Genomic DNA, 17,314 nt, shown 5'->3' with positions numbered 1-17,314 from the left:
ATCCCACTGGCTCCGTCATCGTTCGAGGGCCGCTGAAAAAGCGGCCACCTCCCAGCGACAACGGCTTCGCCGTTGCGCGGGGGTGACGGAATTCAGATTCAGATCACATAGAACCCGTGCGTGCCGTCGCGGCGGAGCTGGTCGACCAGGCCATATTCCCACTCGAGGTAGGCCTGCATGGCGCGCTCGGCGATATCGGTTCCCTCATAGGGACGACGGTAGCGATGTGCCGGATCGGGCTTCGGCAGGATCAGCGGCGGGCCGACCTCGAGCGTGCCGCCATAGCCGCCTTCGAGCACGTAGACCTCCCAGCCCATCTGCGCGAGCCAGGATGCGGTCATGTCGGCGCGCACGGCCTTGTCGTCGGTCAGGATAATGCGCGCGCCGCGCACCGGCGCGGCCATGTCGGTCTCCTGGACAAGCTGGCCGCCGGGATAGTGGCGGAAGCCCGGCAGATGACCGGCGGCATATTCCTCCGCATCGCGCACGTCGAAACGATAGAGAGTGCGATCGGTATCCACCAGCAGCGCCGACATCTCGCTGGCGCCGATATGACGGACTCCGGCGCGATAGGCGACGTCGCGGGCGTTGGCGGGACCACCCTCGAACGAGCCGATGGCACCGCGCCTGGTGGCACCATGGGCGAGCGGATGCCGCGCCAGCGTCCAGCCGATCGTGCCGTTGCGCAGCGCCCGCACCTTGTTGGGCACGCCGGCATTGATCAGCGACTGGGCGCCGATGATCGACCGGGTACGGCCGGCGCAATTGACGATGATGGTGGTGTCGGGGTCGGGCGCGGCCTGGCCGGCACGCAGCACCAGTTCCGCGCCCGGCACGCTGACCGAGCCGGGAATGTTCATGGTGGCGTATTCGTCGAAGCGGCGGACGTCGAGGATGGCTATGTTGGCCTTGTCGGCGATCAGCTTTGCCACTTCGTCGGCGCTGAACGACGGCGTGTGGCGACGCGCCTCCACCAGTTCGCCAAAGGCTTTGGAGTAGGAATTGACGTCCTCGAACACCTCATAGCCCGCCGCGCGCCAGGCTTTCAGCCCGCCATCGAGCGCACAGACATTGCTGTAGCCGAGCGCCGCAAGGCGTTCGGCGCCCTCTGCACCCAGTCCCTCGCCGTCATCAAAGAGCACGACCGGCACATCCTTGCGCGGCAGCCGCACCGCCGCCTCGACCGGGATCCGGTCCACGGCCATGTTGGCCGCGAACAGCGGATGCCCGGTTGCGAAGGCCGCCTCGTGCCTGAGATCGAGCAGCGCGATCTCCTCGCGGAGCAGCAGCGCGCGGCGGATATCGGCGGGAGTGACGGTCGAAAGCTTCATGGCGTGAACCCTGACGAGGACAGGCCATGGGCTTTTGAACGATTGCGAGAGGCTTGGCTAGCCACTCCGTCGCATGGAGGCCGTTAGCCTGCCAGCCGCTTCTCGATGATGCCGGCGACCCGCACCGGGGTTTCCAGCATTGAATAATGGCCGGCGTCGTCGATGACCTCGAACGTCACGCGGGGATAGGCGAGCGCAAAGGCATTCCGCAGCGGCTCGCCGCGATAGAACGGGATGTCCAGCGCGCCGGTCACGACATGCAGGGGCGCCGCCAGCCCATGCGTATCGCCGGTGATGGCCGATGACGTGAACATCGTCAGATAGCCGCGCTTGGCCTCGACGGTCGAGGCCTCGCGCGCGATGGTAAGCTTGCGGCGCAACCAGCCGGCGCCGTAGCGGCTGGACGTGCGGGCCGTGATGGCACACCCGGCCGCCTCGTCCTCGTCGATGACGGCGTTGAGCGCCTTCATCGCGGCCTCGTCGGCGCGAAAGCCGGTGGGCGGCACCGGCGAGAACAATGTCACGCTTTGAAGCCGGCTTCCGGCCTGAAGCGCGACCTTCTGCGCGACCAAGCCGGACATCGAATGTCCGACGAGATGAAAGCGGGTGATCGCAAGCTCGTCAGCGGTACGCAGCACGTCAGCGACGGCCTCATCCAGCGTGTAGCCGCCACTGATGCCGCGGGACCAGCCGTAACCTCTGAGATCCATGAACACGAGGGTGAATCGTGCGGGGTCGAGATAGGGCAGCACCGGCTCCCAGTTGATGTGATCGCCGAGCCATTCGTGCAGCACCACACACACCGCGGGGCCGTTGCCGAAGCGGCAATGGCCGAGCCGGCTGGCAGTCGCCAGTTGCGGAGCCGGCCAGACCGATGGCGATGCACGCGCGGCACTGCCCGAGCCTTGCGCCAAGGCCGGCGTGGTGGCCATGGCGGCAGCGGCCGTCAGGCCCAGGCTTCTCAGAACGTCGCGACGTTGCATGTGTTTCCTCCGCGCCTTCGATTGCGGCCGGCGCTGCCTGACTGATAGCGCGCAGGCCCCCGCGCGAGAAATTGATTTCTGCGATGGGTTGATTGATAAATCTCATTCTGACTGCCCCCCTCGCTGGAGCCTGTCCGGCGCATCGTCCGGAGTCCTCCATGCCGACGACCCTCGATATCGACACGCTGCGGGCGCTGCTTGCCATCGTCGAGCTGAAGAGCTTCTCGCGTGCGGCGGATCAACTGGGACGATCGCAATCCGCGATCAGCCTCCAGATCGCCCGGCTCGAAGCCCTGGTCGGCCATCCCCTGTTGCAACGGGCCCGTGGCCGGGTACTCGGGCCGACGGTGAAAGGCACGGAGCTGATCGCGCATGCGCGAGAGATCATCTCGCTCAACGAGCGCGCGGTCGCGGCGATGCGCCGGCCGGCATCGGGTGAGCGGATCAGGCTCGGCATGCCCGCAGATTTTCTCGAGCGCGACTTCACGTCGGCTGTCGACGAAATCCGCTCACGCTTCCCCAAGGCGAGGCTATCAGTGCGCACCGACCTGTCGGCCCGGCTCGCCGAGGACGTCGGGCGCGATTGCCTCGATCTCGCCCTCTACAAGCGTCTGCCCTCGAACGCCGCCGACGCCGCGATCGCGTTCGAACCGATGGCCTGGTTCGGCACGGCCGCACGGTCAGACCGGTCCCGCGATGCTGTTCCGTTGGTCTCCTTCGCGGACGGTTGCGCCTATCGCGGCGAAGCCTTGCGCAGCCTGCACCTGGTCGGGCGCGAATGGACCATCGCCTGTGAGGCGCGCAGCCTCTCTGCGCTGGTCGGCGCCGTCAAGGCCGGCCTCGGCTTTGCCGCCCTGCCCGTCAGGCTCGGCGAGCGCAAGTCGCTGCGGCACGCTAGCGATCTGGCGGACCTGCCGCAGCTCAACGCGGTCGAGCTTGCCCTTGGTGTCGCTCAAAGCTGCAACCTGCCGTTCGCCCGTGCGATCGGCGGCATTATCGCCGAGCGTTGCGCGCTGGCGTGACGGTCGCAGCTTGCGGCGCGACAGGTACAACAATACGCCCGTGATCGCGAACAGCGGCATCAGCGCGGCTGCGATCATGAAGATGAGCCTGCCGGGCCAGCCCAGAACAGCGCCGCGGTGGATATCGAGGACACCAGCAATGGCCCTCTCACCCAGCGTTTTGTCGGCATAGCGCTCCGCGGAGATGACCTCGCCGCTCACAGCATCGATGCGAAACTCATCGCGCATGGACTCGAGTGTGGAGTCCTTTCCCCACGCCCGGATCCGGATCACTGTGCCCGGCCCGGCAGGAAGGGCCAGCTGCGCTTTGGCGAAGCCGTTGGCCTCCTCGCGCCGAAGGGCCGACCACGCGCGGTCGAAGCCGATCGGCTGCGCCGGCTCGGCGCGGCCGGGCGGACGTGGCTGCTTCGGCTGCGTCTTTGCCGCGGCCACATGTGGGCGCGACAGCAGCCAGAGGACGCCGTCCTTGTACGAGTCGAACGAGTACCAAAGCCCGGTCAGGGTCATCGCCAGATAGATGGGCAGGACCCAGGTGCCGATGACGGCGTGCAGCGAGCGATGCAGCCCCCGGCCTCTGAGCCCAAGATCCGGCTTCAGCCACATCTTCAGGCTGCTGGCCCGACGCGGCCAGCGCAGCACAAAACCCGAGATCAGCATCACGATCAGGCCCAGCGCGGCCACGCCAGTGATCCGGCGGCCCCAGCCCTTGGCATCGCCCGGTATCAGCAGCCAGCGATGCAGCCGGCGCACCGTCGCAAAGAAATCCTCGCCACGCGGCACGCCAAGCACGTGTCCGTCATAGGAGTCGACATAGAACGAGGATGGCCGCGAACCCTGCTCGTCGCGGACGAAGCGGATGTGCACAGCGGTCGACGGATCGCTCGACAACGTGATGGCGGCGACCTTGCCGGCATCCGGCACTGCCTTGAGGCGCGCCACCAGCTCGTCCGGCGTCAGCGCCGGCGTCCTCCGTGTCGCGACCTGCATGATGTCGGCGTTCAGATGCTCGACGATCTCGTCCTCAAAGCTCATGATCGCGCCGGTCAGCGCGATCAGGGAGAGCAACAGGGCGAGCAGGAGACCGGCTATGGAATGAAGCTGGAGCAGCGCGGCCTTGATTGCGGGCCAGACCTTATGCATCGGCGCAGGCCCTCGCGTGGTGGTGTCGCATGACTGTCTAGAACTTCACCGTTGCCGAGAGCGAGATACGCCGCCCTTCACCCATCGCGACATTCAATGCGCTGGCGGTGGTGGAGGTGTAGTAGACCTTGTCGAACAGGTTCTTGACGTTGAACTGATAGGCCACTGGCAGTTTGTCGACCTTGGTGTCGTAGGTCGCGAAGATGTCCGCGACGGTGTAGGCCGGCAGGAAGAACGTGTTGGCCGTGTCGCCGGGCCGGTCGCTGACATAGTGCGCGCCGCCGCCGAGCCGCAGGCGACCAGGCAACCGGTCGCCGAAATCGTAGACGAGATACAGCGACGCCGTATTCATCGCCGCGTTCAGCAGCTTTGCGTTACCAACGAGAGGATCGTTGATCAGGCGCGCGTCGGTATAGCCGTAGCTACCGATCATGCTCCATTCCTCGGTCAGCCGGCCGCTGACGTCCAGTTCGACACCGCGCGATTGCGCAGCGCCGGAGGCGCGCGCCGCCGACTTGCCGCCGCCGATGTCGTTCAGCACCAACACGTTCTTTTTCTGGATATCGTAGACCGCAAAGCTGCCCGAGAGCCGTTTATTGACGTCGAACTTCAGTCCGGTCTCCCATTGCGTTGCCTCTTCGGGCGCGATGGTTGAATCGACGACGAAGCCGTTGGTGAACGCCGCGATCGTCGACGTTGGCTTCAGCGACTGCGTATAGCTCACATAATAAGAAAGCTCCTCGCTCAGCTTGACGATCACGCCGCCGAGCGGCAGCACCTTGTCGCCCGAGAGGTTGGTGTTGGTGACGAACAGAGGCCGGCCTTTTCCGGCGAGCTGCTCATATTGCATCCAGCGCACGCCACCGACTGCGGACAGCCAGTTGGTCAGATGGAACGTGTCCTGGGCGAAGAAGCCGCGGCTGCCGAGCTTGTCGGTCTGTTCGCTGTCAACAGGCGAAATAGTGCTGCCCGGTGTGACCAACCCATAAACCGGATTGTAGACATTGAAGCTCGCCGTCGCCTGGCGAATCAGGTCGCGGCGATCGATGGTGCGATACATCGCCTCGCCGCCGAACAGGACCTCGTTGCGGAAGCCACCGACCCACACGTCGCCCTGCATGTAGGAGGTGCCGTAGCTGGCGTTGCTCAGCGAGTTCCGGGTACCGTCATTGCTGCGGGTCTCGACGCCGCTGGCAGTATTAACGCCGGTGATGCGGAGCTGGTTCGCGCTGTAGGTCTCGGTGTTGTAGCTGTAGGCCGCCGAGACCTTCCAGCTATCGTCGAGCTTCTGCTCGATCGAGCCCTGCACGAGGTCCGACGTGCCCCACATGTTGTTGAAGGGCTCGTCGAGCCGCCGTGTCTTCGGGATTGCCAATGGCGCGCCGTTGACGAAGGCGGTGCCGCGGTCGAAGGGATAGATGAACTCGCGATGCTCATAGGTGAGCTGGACCGTTGTGGTCTCGCCGTACCAGGCGACCGACGGGTTCACCAGCATTTCCCGATCGCGGCCGACATTGCGCCAATAATCCTCGCTGACGCCGTAGCCGATGAAGCGATAGGCAAGCCCGCCGTCGCCGATCGGACCGGTGACATCAACAGTACCGTCGGCACCGTTGCGGTTGTTGGCGTAGGTCGAGCCAAGCAGCGTGACCGAGCCGTGCTGGTAGAGCTCCGGACGCTTGCTGATGGTGTTGACGACGCCACCGGGATCCATGATGCCATAGAGCAGCGATGCCGGCCCCTTCAGCACCTCGACGCTGTCGACAGCCGCGTTCAGGCTCCGACCCTGCACCAGCGGCATGCCGTTGCGCATGATCGAGCCATCCCTATTGTCACCGAAGCCGCGACGGATCACCGCATCCTGGGTGCCTGCGAGTGTATTGGTCTGGGTGATGCCGCTGATGTTGACCAGCGCATCGTCGATATTGCGCGGCAGTTGGTCCTTCAGCACCTGTGCGGGCACGACGTTGACGGATTGCGAGGTGTCGAGCGGCGATGCGCCCGAGCGCAACGTGGACGCGCTCGGCAGCGCGCGATAGCCGAGCCTTGCGGCTTGTTGCGCGGCGGCCTCAGCCGCCGCCCGCTCGGATGGGATTGCGGCTGCGGGCAGCATGGCAACTGAGCTCCGGCGTACAGCCTGGGTGCGGCGTTGAGATTGCCCTGAAGCGCGCGCCGGCTTCGGCCGCTGCGCCGGCGCATCCACAGTCACCGGCGGCAGGGCCGTTTGCGCCTGTGCGATGCCGGTGTTGAAGGGACATTCGGCGAGCAGCAGGACGAGAAGGCCAGCGCGGCCCTTGCCGGCGCGATTTCGACGAGCACCGACCTGATGGTCATCCGCAGAGGCATGCACTTTCAATTCACTTCCAGATCACAGCGTTGAAGCCGGCGCATCTACCAGCCGCTGCGAATGAAGAGAACATGGCGGCGACTTGAATCGCTCTAGTGTCGAATCGTTCTAAGAACCTTGATCGCTCGATCGCTGCGACCCGAACTATGGGGCGCCCTGAGCGGGAACCAAGCATTGCAATTGAATGCAGTCGAGATGAGCACGATTGCCGGATAGATCGGACGCTCATCGTGCGCCATCGGCGCGACGCCATGTCGCACGAGGACCGCGCGGTGCGTGAGCTTCACGACGCCCACACCGGCGGATCCGCTCACGTCTTTGTTCAGGTCAACTGCACAGTTCTTCTTTACAGATCAGCTTCATGGATGTCATTCACTCCACCATGACCAGTTCGTCCGACCAACGCCCGTCTCGCCCGCGCGCCGGCGCGCTCGCAGAAGACCTCCATTCGCCGATGGGCAAGCTGAAGCGCGTGTGTGGCCTGCGCGGGGAGCCAATCCGGACCACGTTCGCAAGGGATTGGTGAGCGTGCCGGTCGCGGGCACCTTTCGCTCACTGCGAAACTATAATTACCGCGTCTGGGCTGCAGGCGCGCTGGTGTCCAACACGGGAACGTGGATGCAGCGCGCGGCGCAGGACTGGCTCGTTCTCACCGAGCTGACGCGGCACAATGCGTCGGCCGTCGGCGTGGTGATGGCGCTGCAGTTCGGACCGCAACTGCTGCTGATGCCATGGACGGGTTTTGCCGCTGATCATTTCAACCAGCGAAGGTTGCTGGTCGCCACCCAGGCAACGATGGGCGCACTGGCGTTCGTCCTCGGCCTTCTCACGGTCTCCGGCCTGGTGAAGCTCTGGCACGTCTATGTGTTCGCCTTCCTGTTTGGCTGCACTGCGGCCTTCGACGCCCCGGTGCGTCAGACATTCGTGGCCGAGCTCGTCGGCGACGGCGAGCTCTCCAATGCGATCGCCCTGAACTCGACGTCCTTTAACGCCGCGCGGATGGTCGGGCCCGCGGTCGCAGGGATGGTCATCGCTTCGATCGGCACCGGCTGGGCTTTCCTGCTCAACGCTGCATCCTTCATGGCGGTGCTCTGCTCGCTTGCCTTGCTGCGCACCGCGGAGTTGCGCCCGAATGCGCGGGCGCACCGCGCTCCGGGCGGAATGACGGAGGGTTTTCGCTACGTGTGGTCGCGCAACGATCTCCGCGCGATCATGATCATGCTGTTCCTGATCGGCACGTTCGGGCTGAACTTCCCGATCTTCATCTCGACCATGGCAGTCAGCGTCTTCCACACGGATGCGCGCGGATTCGGCCTGTTGTCGTCGACGATGGCGGTCGGCACGATCTCGGGCGCACTCCTGGCTGCCGGCCGTGCGCAGCCGAAATTCGTCTCGCTGCTGTCTGGAGCCGCAACGTTTGGGGCTGGGTGCACGTTGGCCGCGCTCGCGCCCAGCTATTGGCTGTTCGCAGGCACTCTCGTCCTGATCGGCGTGGCGGCGCTCACGGTGACCAACACCTCGAATGCCATGATGCAACTCTCCACCGAGCCGCGGATGAGGGGACGCGTCATGGCGTTGCGACTCGGCGTCGCCCTTGGCGGCACACCGATCGGCGCGCCCATTGTCGGATGGGTGGCAGACAATCTCGGTCCGCGCTGGGCGCTCGGCGTCGGTGCTGCGGCCGGGTTTGCGGCCGCGCTCGTCGCGGCTCGGACCATGTCAGCGCGCGCTGCCGACGATCAAGGCAGATGAAACGCGTTCTTACGCTATCGCCGGGCTGGTCAGTTCGTCCAGCTTCGCCTTGAGCGCAGCGCCGTCCGACAGCGCACGCAGCGGCGGGCGTACCCGCAACCAGCCCGCATCACCGGTCTGCGCGGCGAGAATGGCCTTCAGCGTCGTCAGGAAGGATGCCGACTTCACCACGATATCGACGGCGGCCTGCATGCGCGCCTCGACGTCCTTGCCGTCGATCATCGCCTTGACCAGCTCCGGCGTGATGTTGGCCATGCCGCAGATGGTGCCGGCACCTCCGCCGGCGATCGCGCGGGCGATGTCGGTTTCATTGCCGACCGTGATGGCGAGCTCGGGCGCGGCCGCGCGGAACGCTTGAAACTGCTTGAAGTCGCCGCTGGAGTCCTTCAGACCCGCAAGCACCTTGCCGTAACGCTTGCGCAGGTTCGCGGCGACGGTGGTGGGGATCGCGACGCCCAAGATCTGCGGGATATGATAGAGATAGGCGCGCAGGCGGTCGTCGGTTGCACCGTCGATGATCGCAGCAAATGCATCCTCGATGCCCTCGGCCGTGACGCTGCGATCGAAATATGGCGGCAGGATCAGCACGTGGCGCAAGCCAAGGCCGAGCGCGGCGCGCGTCAGTGCGATGCTGTCACTGATGGCGGGGAAGCCGCCGCCAACGCCGATCCGCTCCGCCGGCACGCCGGCCTTGAGCACGGCTTCGATGGTCGCGACCCGTTCGGTGACATTGAACGAGGTGCCCTCGCCCGTGGTGCCGAACAGAACGACGCCGTCGACGCCCTTGCTGAAGAGTTGCTTGGCATGGCCGGCGAGCTTGGCGGAATCCACGCTGCCGTCCGACGCCAGCGGCGTCGCCGACGCTACCCAGAACCCGCGAATTGCCTCGGTCATAGCACCATCCATCGCTGCGGCTCCCGAATGAGCCTCTGTTCTCCAATAATCCCAGAGAACTTGCCCGGCCTTGTTTTTACTTTACTTTCCATGTTGTACCTTACATACAAGAACGACGCAAATCCTTTCCGTCGTTACGGCGCAAATCCAGAGGAGGTCTCGCATGAACATGGTGACCCCGATCGGACATCCCGGGCCGCTGCTCGCGGCCTTGCGCGACAAGCTCGGCGCGGCCGCCGTGCTCACCGGCAGCGACGTGCCCGCGCGCAATTGTAACGACTGGAGCGCGAGCCTGCCGCAAACCCCACTCGCGGTGATCCGCCCGCTCGATGCGCAGGGCGTTGCTGATGCCATTGCGACCTGTCGGCAGGCACGCCTGCCCTTTGTGCCGCAAGGCGGATTGACCGGGCTCTGCCGCGGCGCTTCGCCCGAAACGGGCTGGGTCGCAATCTCGCTCGAACGCATGACCGGCATCGAGGAGATCGATCGCGCCTCCATGACGATGACGGTGAAATCGGGCACGCCGCTGGAGACGATCCAGAAGGCCGCGGACGAAGCCGGGTTCTTCTTTCCGCTCGATCTCGGCTCGCGCGGCTCCTGCGCCATCGGCGGCAATCTCTCCACCAATGCCGGCGGCAATCGCGTCATCCGCTACGGCATGACGCGCGAACTGGTGCTCGGGCTGGAGGTGGTGCTGCCCGACGGCACCATCATCACCAGCCTCAACAAGCTGATGAAGAACAATGCCGGCTACGATCTGAAGCATCTCTTCATCGGCTCGGAAGGCACGCTCGGCATCATCACCCGGGTGGTGCTGAAATTGTTCCCGAAGCCGCGCTCGACCATGGCTGCACTCTGTGCGCTGAAAGACTACGCCGCGGTGATCGACTTGCTCGGCGCTGCGCGCGGCGGGCTCGGTCCGCTGCTGTCGGCCTTCGAGGTGATGTGGCCGGACTATTGGGACGTGATCACCACGCGCGCGGGCGTCAAGCCGCCGGTCGCCGCCGGGAAGGCTCTCTACGTGCTGGTCGAAGCGCAGGGCACCGACGAGAGCGTCGATGCGCCGCGCTTCCAGGCCTGGCTCGAAGAACTGATGGAGCGCGGACTGCTGGCGGACGCAGCGGTGGCGCAATCGCTGGCGCAGACGCAGGCGTTCTGGCGCGTGCGCGACATCTGCGCCGAATTCGGCCAGGTGCTGGGTCCGCACATTTCCTACGATATCGGCCTCGCGGTGGCGCGGATGGACGAGTTCGCGACGCGCTGCAAGGCGGCGTTGGCTGCCGGCATCAAGGGCTGCGAGAGCGTCTATTACGGCCATATCGGTGACGGCAATCTGCACCTCGTCTCCTGGGTCACAGGTCTTCCGGTCGAGCAGCAGCCCAAGGAGGAGATGGACGCGATCATCTACGGACTCGTGCGCGATATGGGCGGCAGCGTCTCCGCCGAGCACGGCATCGGCACGCTGAAAAAGAAATGGCTCGGACACGCCCGCAGCGAGGGCGAGATCGCGCTGATGCGGACGCTGAAGACCGCGCTCGATCCCGATCATCTGCTCAACCCCGGCAAGGTGATCTGAGAGCATCCATGCGCTCGCTGAAGCTCGATGCGCCGAAATCGCTGTCGCAGCGGGTGATGCTGCGGCTGCGGCAGGCTATCATCGAGGGCGAGTTCGCGCTTGGTGCCGCGATCTCAGAGGAGATGGTGGCGAATTCCTTCGGCGTCAGCCGCACGCCGGTGCGCGAGGCCATGGGCCAACTGCAGGCGCAGGGCCTGGTGGTGATCCGGCCGCAGGTCGGCAGCTTCGTATTCACGCCGAGCGCCGAGGACATTACCGCGCTGTGCACCTTCCGTATTGCACTCGAACCCAAGGCGGCCGAGCTCGCCTTTCGCCACGACCGCGACGCCGCGATCACGACGATGAGCGAGGCGATCGCAGCGATGGAGCCGGCGCTCGAGACGCGCGACAACATCGCCTATGGCCGCGCTGACGCCGGCTTTCACGAAGGCCTGTTCGCTCATTGCGGCAATCGCTACCTCGCCGAATCCTATCAGCTCGTTGCGGGCCGCGTCGCCGCGCTGCGCACCAATCTGACCTCGCCGATCGACGTGCGCACCCGATCGTCATTCGACGAACACCGCAAGCTGCTCGATCTGTTCACGCGCGGCGAGTTCGACGCGTTCGAATCGCTGATGACGACGCACATCACCAGATCGGGCGTGGTCTACGCCAAAGCGCTGAAAGTGGACTGAGCGGCTAACGCGCGTCTCTCGATCCCGGCCTGTCCAGAAAATCCAGCGCCGTGTTGATCTGTTCGAGCTGGTGCTCAATCTTGTCGCGGTCCTCGACCGCCTGCGCTTTCTCGAGCTGTTCCACGAGCTTCTGCTTTCGCAACAGCAAGTTCTCTATGACTGTACTCACAGCTCCCCCATCGCCCGAGGCGAACATCGAGGTCATCCAGATGCTGGACGCGGGCGCGCGCAAGCCGGGCTCGGTGCGATCCCTTGGGGCAAATGTTCACGAGGGCGGATGGTTCCTAGGGATGAACCGCGGCACGTCGCGAGGGAACTGTTGCGCAGGCTAGGTCCGGCACCGTCGCGGAACGTTAATCTTTCACGCGTCCGTCGGTTGTATTCGCGCCCCCGGAGCCCTATGCGTAGGCGCCATGGACACCCAGATCATCACCGCCGAAAAGCCCCTGATGGCGCAGGCGCGCCCGCGCAAGCCCGCGCCGTTCCTGCCCATGAGCCGTACCGAAATGGATGCGCTCGGCTGGGATGAATGCGACATCGTGCTGGTAACGGGGGATGCCTATGTCGACCATCCGAGTTTCGGCATGGCGATCATCGGCCGGCTGCTCGAGGCCCAAGGTTTCCGCGTCGGCATCATCTCCCAGCCGGACTGGCAGTCGGCCGAGCCGTTCAAGGCTCTAGGCAGGCCAAGAGTGTTCTTCGGCGTCACCGGCGGCAACATGGATTCCATGGTGAACCGCTACACTGCCGATCGCCGCCTCCGCCATGACGACGCCTATACCGCCGGGGGCGAAGGCGGCAAGCGGCCGGATCGCTGCACCATCGTCTATGCCCAGCGCTGCCGCGAGGCCTTCAGGGACGTGCCGATCGTGCTCGGCGGCATCGAGGCCTCGCTGCGCCGGATCGCGCATTACGACTACTGGTCCGACAAGGTGCGCCGCTCGGTGCTGGCCGACGCCAAGGCGGACCTCTTGCTTTACGGCAATGCCGAACGCGCCGTCGTCGAAGTCGCGCACCGTCTCGCCGCCGGCGAAGCGCCGCGCGAGCTCGACGACATCAGGGGCGTCGCGCTGTTCCGCCGCGTGCCCGAAGGCTACGCCGAGCTGCACGCCGACGATCTCGATTCCGCCGATGAAGGCGCGACGCGCCAGAAGGGCTTGACCGTGATCCGGCTGCCGGCGCTGGAGCAGGTCGAGCAGGACAAGGACGCCTATGCGCGCGCCTCGCGCGTGCTGCACCGTGAAAGCAATCCCGGCAATGCGCGGCCGCTGGTGCAGCGCCACGGCGACCGCGACCTCTGGCTCAACCCGCCGCCGATCCCGCTCACGTCAGAGGAGATGGACGCGGTCTACGATCTGCCCTACGCGCGCGCGCCGCATCCCTCCTATGGCGAGGCAAAAATTCCCGCCTGGGACATGATCAAATTCTCGGTCACGATCATGCGCGGCTGTTTCGGCGGCTGCACCTTCTGCTCGATCACCGAGCACGAAGGCCGCATCATCCAGAACCGCTCGGAAGGCTCGATCCTGCGCGAGATCGAGAAGATCCGCGACAAGACGCCGGGCTTCACCGGCGTGATCTCCGACATCGGCGGCCCCACCGCCAACATGTACCGGATGGCGTGCAAGGACCCGAAGGTCGAGGCCGCGTGCCGCCGGCCGTCCTGCGTCTTCCCCGAGATCTGCCCGAACCTCAACACCTCGCATGACGATCTCATCAGGCTCTATCGCAAGGTGCGCGAGACCAAGGGCATCAAGAAGGTGATGGTGGCCTCGGGCGTGCGCTACGACCTTGCGGTCGAGAGCCCCGAATACATCAAGGAGCTCGTCACCCATCACGTCGGCGGCTACCTGAAGATCGCCCCAGAGCATACCGAGCGCGGCCCGCTCGACAAGATGATGAAGCCGGGCATCGGCGCCTACGACAAATTCAAGCGGATGTTCGACGAGGCCGCGGAACGGGCCGGCAAGAAATATTACCTGATCCCCTATTTCATCGCGGCGCATCCGGGCACGACCGACGAGGACATGATGAACCTCGCGCTGTGGCTGAAGAAGAACCGCTATCGCGCCGATCAGGTGCAGACCTTCCTGCCCTCGCCGATGGCGACCGCGACCGCGATGTACCACACCGGCGTCAATCCGTTGCGCGGGGTGCGCCGCGGCGGCAGCGACAAGGTCGAGGCGATCAAGGGCTTGCGCCAGCGCCGCCTGCACAAGGCCTTCCTGCGCTACCACGACCCCGACAATTGGCCCGTTCTCCGCGAGGCCCTGATCGAGATGGGCCGCCGCGACCTGATCGGCTCGCAGCCCCACCAGTTGGTCCCAGCGCACCAGCCGCCCGGCACCGGCAAGGCCGCCGGCACCAAGCGTCCGCTTCGATCAGGCGGCAAGATGCAGAAGTTCACGACCAAGGGCATCAGGTTGATGAAGTAGCGGGCGAGAGCGATCGATTGGCTGGCGCGCCGCCAGGAATTCGAAAACAACCCCATGCACAGTAGCCGGGGCGGCCAAACCAAGGGCTCAAGGCACGATGCGGCCCGTCGTCGCGCCCAAGGCGCCTTGCCCCGGCGCCCCCACTTCCGAAAATCCGCAAGAGCTCTTGACCCGTCGGGCAAAACAGGCGCATGGTGACATCATCGGGGACGCAGGCTTTCCCCGTCGCGCATCGTCCGCCTCACCTGAATGTCAGAAGACGAACCCCTCCCCACCCTCCATAGAATGTCCCCATGAAGAAAATCGGATTTCTGTCCTTCGGACATTGGACACCCTCGCCGCAATCGCAGACGCGTTCGGCGGCAGATACGCTGCTGCAATCGATCGAGCTTGCGGTGGCGGCCGAGCAGTTAGGGGCGGACGGCGCTTATTTCCGCGTGCATCATTTCGCGCGGCAGCTGGCGTCGCCCTTCCCGCTGCTTGCGGCCGTCGGCGCCAGGACCAGCACGATCGAGATCGGCACGGCCGTGATCGACATGCGTTACGAGAACCCGCTCTACATGATCGAGGACGCGGGCTCCGCCGATCTCATCGCCGGCGGGCGACTGCAGCTCGGCATCAGCCGCGGCTCGCCCGAGCAGGTGATCGACGGCTGGCGCTATTTCGGTTATCGCCCGGCCGAAGGCCAGAGCGATGCCGACATGGGCCGGCGTCATGCCGAAGTCTTTCTCGACCTGTTGCGGGGCGAAGGTTTTGCCGAGCCCAATCCTCAGCCGATGTTTCCGAATCCGCCCGGGCGGCTGCGCCTGGAGCCGCATGCGCAGGGCTTGCGTGAGCGCATCTGGTGGGGCGCGGGCTCGAACGCGACCGCGGTGTGGGCAGCCAAGCTCGGCATGAATTTGCAAAGCTCGACGCTGAAGAACGACGAGACCGGCGAAGCTTTTCACGTGCAACAGGCGGCGCAGATCCGCGCCTATCGCGCCGCGTGGAAGGAGGCAGGCCACGCCAGAGAGCCGCGCGTCTCGGTCAGCCGCAGCATCTTCGCGCTGATGAACGATCGCGACCGCGCCTATTTCGGCGGCGAGCGCGGCGGGCAAGACCAGATCGGCTTCATCGACCCGCAGACCCGCGCGATCTTCGGCCGCTCCTATGCGGCGGAGCCGGATGTGCTGATCGATCAGCTCAAGCAGGACGAGGCGATCACCGAAGCCGACACGCTGCTGCTGACGATCCCCAACCAGCTTGGCGTTGATTACTGCGCACATGCGCTCGATGCGATTTTGAAGCACGTCGCGCCGGCCCTGGGGTGGCGCTGACTTGCCAGCGGCTCCGCGCAAAGCTCTTTGGCGTTGCGCTCAATCGATCAAGGGGAGCTGAGGCGCCCGGGGCGTTGGCTCGTACGCGCAATGCCCTTCTGGCCCATGGCCGGTCCCGAGCACGCATGTCCGCTTCCGGGAGATGAACCGATCTTGCTTAAAGGGGGCGACCGACGGCGGCCTTGACCCCCAGACCTTTCAAGTGAGCGGTCGGGGTAACCCTCTTTATCGCTCCGGAGCGGAGTGCGCTGGTATTAACCGTTCGCATAGGTTGGCGGCCGACGCTTCCAGAGGAGGACAGCCATGAAGACCGCGCTTGCCGTGTTAGTTGCATCGACTGCTTTGGCATCTCCAGCGATCGCCGACGAAACGCAAATCGAACGAGGAAAATATCTGGTCAATCTTGGCGGATGTCACGATTGCCATACTCCGGGATATTTCCTTGGAAAGCCGGACATGTCGCAATACCTCGGTGGGTCGGATGTCGGCCTGTCTCTTCCGACTGGGGTTTACGTTGGTCGAAATCTTACCCCGGACAAGGAAACCGGTCTGGGAAATTGGACCAAAGAGCAGATCATCGCCGCTTTCTCAACCGGGAAGCGTCCAGATGGCCGAGAGCTGGCACCGATCATGCCCTGGGAGGCTTTCTCGCGTCTGACGGATGCAGACAAGGATGCCATCGCCTCCTATCTCCAGAGCATTCCGGCGGTGAGGCGTGCGGTGCCAGGTCCCTTTAGTCCAAATGAAGCACCGAGCGTATTGACGTTCGTTCTCGTCCCTGGGGAAGTCTTTGCTTCCATGCCGAAGCCGCCAGCGGTCAAATGAACTACGCACGGGTATTGCGCCGCTGCGCAACGCTAGCCGTCACTTGCCTGCTGCGTGCCCACCCTGCGTTCCGCTCGTGAGGCGCTTAGCTCTTTGGCATCAGAATGGCCGCTGTCCGGCTGGGGGACCGAGCTCGGACAGCGCAATTGTGAATCGCTTCACCTGCTTTAATGCCGGCTCAGCCGGAAGCGCGCAGGGTAGCTGTCCGCGCTGAGGCGGAAAGCGGCTCCGGCCCTTTGCAAACTCCCTGCAGGCCCCAGGCAGCCGGAGCCGCTCTCGTTCACCCGCCGAATGCGCCGCCGGCAACCCCGGCCCGCCGGCGTCTCAGCATTGACGGCGTGGAACTTACGTATTTCCGGGCAGTTGTCGCGGCGTGCCCCGTTGTGATCGGGATGAGCGATATGATTCGGATGCTTGTGCTTTCCGCACTTTGCGCTTTTTGCATTGTTCCAAATGCAGCTTCCGCAGTTCAGACGAGCACGCAGCACGGTCGGTTGTCAGACTTCAGCTCCCGGCAGCGGTGCGTATGCAGCACATCATTTGGGGCGGTCCGAACGCTCCGGATCAGACACTACCAGCGGATAAGAGCAGCATATTTGATTGGCTATGATCCCCTGCCGTATCGCTATGGCTCGACTTTCGTATTCGAACCGCCCTACCGTTATTATCGACGGTGAGGGCGACAATTCAACGCGAAGCATCGCCGAGCCTCGATGTTGCGGCTAATCGAAGCTGGCGCCCTTGAAGGCGGTGGCGATCGTGACAATCGAGGGGGGAGCCGGGAAGAAATAGATGAGCGGCCACGAGACGGCGGCGAACGCCAACATCGTGAAAAGCAGAACGCACCTGAGCCTTAGACCTGGCAGGCTTCCAGCGTCCGCTGCGGTCGGGCCGACCTATCGGCTCCTCAGCGGAAGTCCAGCAGCTTTGCACAACTGGAGGACGGCGCCGTCTCAATGAGGGACGTGTCGCAGGGCCACTGGCGGCGTGGGAAGGCGGCCCTGCCAATTCGTGGGTGC

Annotated in this window: 12 protein-coding genes and 1 pseudogene; 7 read left to right on the top strand and 6 right to left on the bottom strand. The window is 64.8% G+C overall.

Annotated elements, in window-relative coordinates:
* Nucleotides 1–98 precede the first annotated feature (98 nt).
* Nucleotides 99–1,331, bottom strand: coding sequence for a rhodanese-like domain-containing protein (locus ACVIIW_RS12145; RefSeq protein ID WP_456700958.1), 1,233 nt, complete (start codon nt 1,329–1,331; stop codon nt 99–101).
* 83 nt (nt 1,332–1,414) lie between these two features.
* A complete protein-coding gene (locus ACVIIW_RS12140; protein WP_456700957.1) occupies nt 1,415–2,314 on the bottom strand; it encodes an alpha/beta fold hydrolase in 900 nt (299 codons plus the stop codon).
* A gap of 158 nt (nt 2,315–2,472) precedes the next feature.
* Between ACVIIW_RS12140 and ACVIIW_RS12135 the strand changes: the two genes are divergently transcribed.
* The gene (locus tag ACVIIW_RS12135; protein ID WP_456700956.1) at nt 2,473–3,336 is read left to right on the top strand and encodes a LysR family transcriptional regulator; all 864 of its coding nucleotides are present in this window, start codon (nt 2,473–2,475) and stop codon (nt 3,334–3,336) included.
* On the opposite strand, the pseudogene ACVIIW_RS12130 reads toward ACVIIW_RS12135, so the two are convergent.
* Nucleotides 3,328–4,476: pseudogene (locus ACVIIW_RS12130) on the bottom strand (PepSY-associated TM helix domain-containing protein); the annotation flags it as partial. The gene ACVIIW_RS12135 and the pseudogene ACVIIW_RS12130 overlap by 9 nt on opposite strands.
* A 37-nt stretch (nt 4,477–4,513) precedes the next feature.
* The gene (locus ACVIIW_RS12125) at nt 4,514–6,832 is read right to left on the bottom strand and encodes a TonB-dependent siderophore receptor (protein ID WP_456700955.1); all 2,319 of its coding nucleotides are present in this window, start codon (nt 6,830–6,832) and stop codon (nt 4,514–4,516) included.
* 513 nt (nt 6,833–7,345) lie between these two features.
* Here ACVIIW_RS12125 and ACVIIW_RS12120 point away from each other — a divergent pair.
* Entirely contained in the window at nt 7,346–8,575 is a 1,230-nt protein-coding gene (locus ACVIIW_RS12120; protein ID WP_456700954.1) for an MFS transporter, read from the top strand.
* A 9-nt stretch (nt 8,576–8,584) separates the two neighbouring features.
* Here the strand turns inward: ACVIIW_RS12120 and ACVIIW_RS12115 are convergent, their stop codons facing one another.
* On the bottom strand, nt 8,585–9,469 hold the full coding sequence (locus ACVIIW_RS12115; RefSeq protein ID WP_456700953.1) for a dihydrodipicolinate synthase family protein: 885 nt from the start codon (nt 9,467–9,469) through the stop codon (nt 8,585–8,587).
* A gap of 163 nt (nt 9,470–9,632) precedes the next feature.
* Here ACVIIW_RS12115 and ACVIIW_RS12110 point away from each other — a divergent pair, with 163 nt between their 5' ends.
* Together ACVIIW_RS12110 and ACVIIW_RS12105 are read left to right on the top strand one after the other, a co-directional pair.
* Complete coding sequence (locus ACVIIW_RS12110; RefSeq protein ID WP_456700952.1) at nt 9,633–11,045, top strand: FAD-binding oxidoreductase; 1,413 nt, start codon at nt 9,633–9,635, stop codon at nt 11,043–11,045.
* Between the two features lie 8 nt (nt 11,046–11,053).
* A complete protein-coding gene (locus ACVIIW_RS12105) occupies nt 11,054–11,719 on the top strand; it encodes a GntR family transcriptional regulator (protein WP_456700951.1) in 666 nt (221 codons plus the stop codon).
* Nucleotides 11,720–11,723: 4 nt separating this feature from the next.
* Here the strand turns inward: ACVIIW_RS12105 and ACVIIW_RS12100 are convergent, their stop codons facing one another.
* Entirely contained in the window at nt 11,724–11,951 is a 228-nt protein-coding gene (locus ACVIIW_RS12100) for a hypothetical protein (RefSeq protein ID WP_456700950.1), read from the bottom strand.
* A gap of 181 nt (nt 11,952–12,132) precedes the next feature.
* On the opposite strand from ACVIIW_RS12100, the gene ACVIIW_RS12095 reads away from it, so the two are divergent.
* From ACVIIW_RS12095 to ACVIIW_RS12085, 3 genes are all read left to right on the top strand, one after another.
* The gene (locus ACVIIW_RS12095; protein ID WP_456700949.1) at nt 12,133–14,154 is read left to right on the top strand and encodes a YgiQ family radical SAM protein; all 2,022 of its coding nucleotides are present in this window, start codon (nt 12,133–12,135) and stop codon (nt 14,152–14,154) included.
* Nucleotides 14,155–14,447: 293 nt separating this feature from the next.
* Nucleotides 14,448–15,470, top strand: a complete 1,023-nt coding sequence (locus ACVIIW_RS12090; RefSeq protein WP_456700948.1) for an LLM class flavin-dependent oxidoreductase — start codon at nt 14,448–14,450, stop codon at nt 15,468–15,470.
* Between the two features lie 303 nt (nt 15,471–15,773).
* Entirely contained in the window at nt 15,774–16,295 is a 522-nt protein-coding gene (locus ACVIIW_RS12085; RefSeq protein WP_456700947.1) for a c-type cytochrome, read from the top strand.
* Nucleotides 16,296–17,314: the final 1,019 nt, after the last annotated feature.

Source organism: Bradyrhizobium sp. USDA 4449, from assembly GCF_054056275.1.
Note: the sequence above shows the minus strand (reverse complement) of the source record. Positions and strands in the feature narration are given on the sequence as shown.